This is a genomic window from Methylomonas sp. BG-2, from assembly GCF_057766305.1.
Genome location: NZ_JBYMAP010000227.1, coordinates 1 through 6,275, shown reverse-complemented (window position 1 = coordinate 6,275; position 6,275 = coordinate 1). Strand labels below are relative to the sequence as shown.

At 61.2% G+C, this 6,275-nt stretch carries 4 protein-coding genes; all 4 read right to left on the bottom strand.

The features are described 5' to 3' along the window. Window positions 1-585 precede the first annotated feature (585 nt). Window positions 586-711, bottom strand: a complete 126-nt coding sequence (locus AC3B8H_RS17190; protein WP_488442767.1) for a calcium-binding protein — start codon at window positions 709-711, stop codon at window positions 586-588. A 119-nt stretch (window positions 712-830) separates the two neighbouring features. Further along, a complete protein-coding gene (locus AC3B8H_RS17185) occupies window positions 831-2,381 on the bottom strand; it encodes a TolC family protein (RefSeq protein ID WP_488442766.1) in 1,551 nt (516 codons plus the stop codon). Then, complete coding sequence (locus AC3B8H_RS17180; protein ID WP_488442765.1) at window positions 2,371-3,714, bottom strand: HlyD family type I secretion periplasmic adaptor subunit; 1,344 nt, start codon at window positions 3,712-3,714, stop codon at window positions 2,371-2,373. The genes AC3B8H_RS17185 and AC3B8H_RS17180 overlap by 11 nt, the downstream gene beginning before the upstream one ends. Continuing rightward, window positions 3,711-5,933 carry a type I secretion system permease/ATPase gene (locus AC3B8H_RS17175; RefSeq protein ID WP_488442764.1) on the bottom strand — a complete coding sequence of 741 codons (2,223 nt, stop codon included), beginning with the start codon at window positions 5,931-5,933 and terminating at the stop codon, window positions 3,711-3,713. The genes AC3B8H_RS17180 and AC3B8H_RS17175 overlap by 4 nt, the downstream gene beginning before the upstream one ends. Window positions 5,934-6,275 lie beyond the last annotated feature (342 nt).

The window sequence follows — 6,275 nt, the reverse complement described above, 5'->3', positions numbered from 1 at the left end:
ATTTTTAAAGTCATAAGTTAATAAATCCCGGATAGTGCAATAACCAACGGGCATTGCGCCGTATTTTTGTTCGTGGCGCATTATTCAAACTCATATCAATCACCCGCGTTCCTATCTATTGTTTGTCGCTCATAATTAAATCGTTTGCTATCTAAGAGAAATAACTGTAAGGCTTATTTTCTTGCACAAGCCGACAATAATTACTTTCGATCCGATTCCTTAAGGAGTCTCTGATTAATTCGCGCCCTTGAATTTCAGGCTCAATTAAATCAATGACTTGCACATCGATTTTTCTTGAAAATCCGTATTAATCAGAGATTCCTTAACTAACCTTGTTTCGCTCGTTTCCGAGCGCCGATGTAACGTAGACGATCATTCGGTTTTTCACCCACTCCGCAGCGTTTTGTAGCTACTGCCATCGCTTCGAATAAACTAATGTGTCTGGCGCGGCCCTGGTTCAGGTAGGAGGTCGCCTTGGATGGGCAATGTTGGTCGATTGTCGCTAACAGACTAACTGATTACCATCACCCTTTTGTACTATCCGACTGGGTTTTATGTGTGACGCCTTGCGCATTTCAGCTACGTTCACGCTGCTAGACCCCACACGGTGCCGTCGGCGAATTGCATGCGCTGCAACGGGTCGGCGGTCTTCGATGCGTCGTCTTGCGCGAGTAAGTCCAGCACGGTGAGGCGATCGGTGGTCGTGGCAATCGTGATGAGCCGGGCGTTAACCGAGGATACTCAAACAGCAAGCGCCGACCGTTTTTGAGTTGTGCTTTTTGTCGTTTTGTCGTGTGGCGGTTGCATCTGCGAACGCCAGCCTATTGAATTCATCGTTCTGGAGTGCTGATAGGCGGCTTGCCGTTTCCGGCGCGCCCTTCGGCTTGCTCGATGATGTCCCGGCCCAGCAGGCCGGTGCTGGTGAACAAGCGCAAGCGGGCCGCTCGCCAGTCGGCCAGGGTGCGCAGGCGCTCCTGGCGGGCGTCGGCCAGTGCGGTCTGGGTATTCAGCAGTTCCAGGATGTCGGCGGCGCCTTTGTCGTAACGCCGCTGCGAGCTGGCGACGGCCGTTTGCGCGCTATCCAGCCAAGTCGCCGAATAGCTCAGATTCCGCAGTGCCGCTTCGGCTTCGGCGTGGGCCTTGACCACGTCCAGCAGGGTCTGCCGCTCGGTGTCGGCCAGTTCGGCCGCGCGTTGTTCGGCTTGGGCTTGCGCGCCGCGGATTTTATAGGTACGGGCAAAGCCTTCGAACAGCGGGATGGTCAGGTTGATGCCGATGGTTTCCACCCGGGTTTGGTTTTGCGACAGGGCTTGATTGGGGTAGCCGTTTTGGTAGGCGTTCAGGCTAAAGTCCAGCGTCGGCAGGCCTTCGGACCGGGCTTGCACGATGCGCTGCTTGGCGGCTTCCCATTGGGCCTGGGCCGCGACGATGGCCGGATGGCGGCGTTTGGCCTCGGCCAGCCAGATTTGCAGGTCGCGGCCGTCTTGGGCCAGCGTTTCCCCCGTTTGCTCAGGCTCGGCATTCTCCGGCAGGGTCAGTGCCGTTTCCGGGGCGATCCCCATGGCCTGGCGCAGTACCGCCAAGGCTTTGCGGTAATCGCCGTCGGCCCGGCTGCGTCCCAATGCGGCTTTGGCCAGGGCGGTTTCGGCTTGCAGGGTATCGCTGCGGCTGCTGGCCCCGCTGGATTCGCGGCGGCGGGCGCTGGCCAGGGTTTGGCCGGCCAACGCTTCGCTGTCGGTCTTGGCTTGTCGTTGGGCATGGGCGGTTTGGGCGTCGAAATAGGCTTGAATCACGCCGTCCAGCAGGCGTTGAAACACCGCGTCCTGGTTGGCCAAGGCCTGGGTCAACAGCCAGTTGGCGGCGGCCAGATTGGCGGCGCGGCCGCCGAAGTCGAACAAGCGCCAACTCAGATTGCCGTATAAGGTAAAGCCGTCGGTTTCGCTCGAAGGGAGGGGCGAGTCCGGATATTGGTAATAGCTGTTCAGATGGTTGACCGCCGCGTTCACGGTCGGCCAATAGCCGGCCTTGGCCACGCCGAGATTGGCGGCCTGGATCTTGAGCTCGGCCCAGGCGGCTTGGGCTTGCGGATGGTGGCACAAGGCCAGATCCACCGCCTCGTCCAGCAGCAACGGCGCGGTAAAGTCCTTGTCGGCCGGGCAAACGATGCCGCGCCGGTCGCCCGGCAACACCGCGCCTTGCTCCAGCACCGGCGGCCGGGTATCGAGCGGATCGTCGAGCACATCGGGGATATTCGGTACGGCGGCCCAATCAAAACTCAGCGCCGGCACCGGTAACAGACTCAGCGCCAATCCCAGCGTTAGTGCCTTGGCCAAACGGCCAGCGCCGCACGCGGTTCGGACCGTCCCGGACTTAACGCTCACGCAAGCTTTCCCGGCCGTGCTGCAACAGTGGCGTCAGTACGTATTCGATGACCCGGCGCCGGCCGGTTTTGATGTCGGCCTGGATCGACAAGCCGGGCGACAGCACCGCATCGTGGCTGTCGACCGCCAGCGTCGCCTGGTCGAGGGCAATACGCACGCTGTAGATCAAGCCTTTTTTCTCGTCTTGAATCGCATCGCGCGAGACGTGGGCCACCCGGCCGGTGACGGTGCCGTATTTGGTATAGGGGAAGGCGTCGATCTTGACTTCGGCGCTCTGGCCTTCCTGCACGAAGCCGATGTCCTTGTTTTCCAGGCTGGCTTCCACTTCGACCGTGCTGTCTTGCGGCACGATCTGCAACAAGGGTTGGGCCGCCGCGACCACGCCGCCGACGGTGTGGGCCGCGAGTTGCAGTACGGTGCCGGCCACCGGCGCGTTCAGTTTGAGCAAACGGCCATGGGCGTCGGCGCGGGCGGCGTCCTGTTCGGCGTCGCTGGCCAGTTTGCCGGCTTGGGTGTGTTCGTCGAAGGCCAGTTTGCGGGTTTCGGCGATCAACGCCGCGCGTTGGTTTTTGGCGCTGTCGAGTTGGCCTTGCAGTTCGATGCGGGCCTGTTCCTTTTCCAGATAGGCGTGCGGGGCGACGTCGTGAGCCTCGGCCAGGGCTTGGAAGTCGCGGGCTTGTTGCGCGACCAGCGGCAGTGCCGAGGCGTAGCGGGCGATATCGCCGTCCAGGCGTTGCCGCTTGGCGGTGAAGTCGCGGTACTGGCCCTCCAGATGCGCCAATGCGGCTTGGTATTTGGCCTCGGCTACTTGTTCGGGCCGAATCAAAACCGGCGGCCTGCCGCGGTCGATGGCGTCGATCAACGCTTGGGCCCTGGCCTGTTGCAAGCGCGCTTCGACGACATTGGCTCTGGCCTTGTCGCGTTCGGCATCGAAGGCGCTACTGTCCAGAGCCAATAGTGGCTCGCCTTGGCGGACGAATTGGCCTTCGCGGACGTAAATCGCCGCGACGCTGGCGGTATCGACCGAGGCGATGGTTTTGGTGCGGGCGCTGGGGATGATCTTGCCGGCGGCGTTGACGATGATGTCCACTTCGCCGAACCAGGCCCAGGCCAGCGTTGCGGCGACCAGTGCCATCAACAACCAGGCCACGCCGCGGCCCAGCGGCGAAACCGGTTGGGCCTGCAAGGCCAGGGCGGCCGGCAGAAATTCGGCTTCGTCGTGCGAACGTGGCGGACTATCCAATTCCCGCCGTTGCCGCCAAAAGTAACGGAAGGTGTCGCGGTAACGGCCCCACAGTTCGGCGTAGGCTTGCCAGCGGTAGCGCAGGCTCATGCGCCGGCCTGCTGCAATTGGTAAAGGTGGGCGTAGATGCCGTTCGGCACTTGCAATAATTCCCGATGCCGGCCGGTCTCGGCGATCTGGCCGCGCTCCATGACCACGATACGGTTGGCATCGCGCACCGCCGACAAGCGATGGGCGATGATCAACACGGTGCGGCCTTGGCAGATGCGGCGCATATTGTCCTGAATGACTTTTTCAGACTCGTAGTCCAAGGCGCTGGTAGCTTCGTCGAAGATCAGAATGCGCGGGTTGCTGATCAACGCCCGGGCGATGGCGATGCGTTGGCGCTGGCCGCCGGATAAACCGGTGCCGTGTTCGCCGACCAGCGTGTCGTAACCTTCCGGTAATTCGCAGATGAACGCGTGGGCGCCGGCCAGTTTGGCGGCTTCGATCACGGCTTCGAACGGCAAGGCCGGATTGACCAAGGCGATGTTGTCGCGAATCGAACGGTTGAACAGAGTATTTTCCTGCAACACCACGCCGATTTGTTGGCGTAGCGAAGCGGTGTCGATGATGCCGATGTCGTGGCCGTCGATCAACACCCGGCCGCGGTCCGGTACGAACAAGCGCTGCACCAGCTTGGTCAAGGTGCTTTTGCCGGAGCCGGAGCGGCCGACGATGCCGATCACTTCGCCCGGCGCGATGCGTAAGTCGACCCCGCGAATCACGTCCGGCGCATCCGGCCGGTAACGGAACGACACCTGGTCGAACTCGATGGCGCCGGCAATCCGCGGTAGCCGGGTCTTTTGGCCCATGACTTCGCTGCGGGTATTGAGAATGTCGCCCAAGCGGCGCATCGAGATGCCGACTTGCTGAAAGTCGTTCCACAGCTGCGCCAGCCGCAAAATTGGGGCCGAGACTTGGCCGGACAACATGTTGAAGGCCACCAGTTCGCCGACGGTCAACTGACCGTCGACTACCAGCGTGGCGCCCAGCCACATGATCGCGGCGGTCACCAGTTTACTGATCAGATTGACGCCGCCGCCGGCCAAGGTGGCGGCTTGGGTGACCGACAGACCGGCGGTAACGTAAGCGGCCAGTTGCTTCTCCCAGTGTTGGGTCCAACGCGGTTCGACCGCCATGGCCTTGACCGTGTCGATGCCGCTGATGGTCTCCACCAAAAAAGCCTGGCTTTCGGCGCTACGGTTAAATTTCTCGTCCAATCGAGCCCGAATCACCGGGGTGAACACGACCGACAACAGAATATACAGCGGTATCGATACTATGACGATCAGGGTCAGCCAGGCGCTGTAATACAGCATCACGCCGATGAAGATCACCGAGAACAGCAAATCCAGCAACAAGGTGATGGCATTACCGGTCAGAAACGAACGGATGTTCTCCAACTCGCGGACTCGGGCGACCGAATCGCCGACCCGGCGGGCCTGAAAATAGGCGGTGGGCAAGGCCAACAAATGCTTGAACAAGCGGGCGCCCAACTCCACGTCGATCTTGCTGCTGGTATGAGCGAACACCCAAGTGCGGATACCGGACAGGGCGGCTTCGAACAGCATCGCCCCGATCAGGCCGATCGCGATCACGTTCAAGGTTTTCATCGCGTGGTTGACCAGCACCTTGTCCATCACCACCTGGAAAAACAACGGCGTGACCAGGCCGATCAGTTGCAACACCAGCGAAATCAACAACACTTCGCCGAACAGTTTGCGGTACTTGATCAGAGCCGGAATGAACCAGGTGAAATCGAACTGGGCCGCTTCGCCGGCATAGCTGGCCTTGGAGGTAAAAAACAACAGCTCGCCGGTCCAGCTCGCCAGCAGTTCGGGCAGGGTTATCACCGCCGGCGGCTCGCCGGGGCGCTGGATCAAGACTTTGCCGGCGGGGTTGGGCAAGCCGCCATGGGTGGGCGGCCCGCCTTGGTCGGGGCCGGCAGGTGCGGGCGGCCCGGCATCGTATTTGGCCAGGATGAAATAACGGCTGTCCTTGCCCAACGCGATCGCCGGCAACGGCGCTAACGCCAAACGTTTCGGGTCCTGCCGGCGCGGCTTGGCGGTCAAGCCCAAGCGTTGCGCGGCCAGTTGCAGTGCCCGGTTATCGAAGCGGCAGCGCCCTTCGCGATCCGGCACCAACGCCGGCCCGAACTCGTGGCGCAAGGCGGCTTCGTCGGCGGCCACGCCGTGGAAGGCGGCCATCATCAACAACGCGGCCAGACCGGTGTCCAGGTCGGGGTGGAGTGGGGCGGTCTGGCTCATCGGCTTTGCATCCGGGCCGTCCTGCGCTGATCGAGCAATGACTTGGTAACAAGCGGGGCGAAGCCAGATATTGAGGAGTGGTGCGAAGCTAACACAGTATCCTTACTACGTTGGTTGAAGTGATGATGGAAGGTCGGCGATGACAACCCCAGAACCGATACAGGCTTTGACTGCGGATTCGATCCACTGAAATTCGGCGCTAATTTACCGAGATTCCAGTGCGCTGTCCAACCCTGGTATCGGGACGTCGCTTCGCCTGTGTTCTGAGCCAGGGCCGGCGCCCAGAGATCGGGTCTCCGAGCGCCGATCCGGTGGGCTTATTGCCAATTCGCGACAATCACC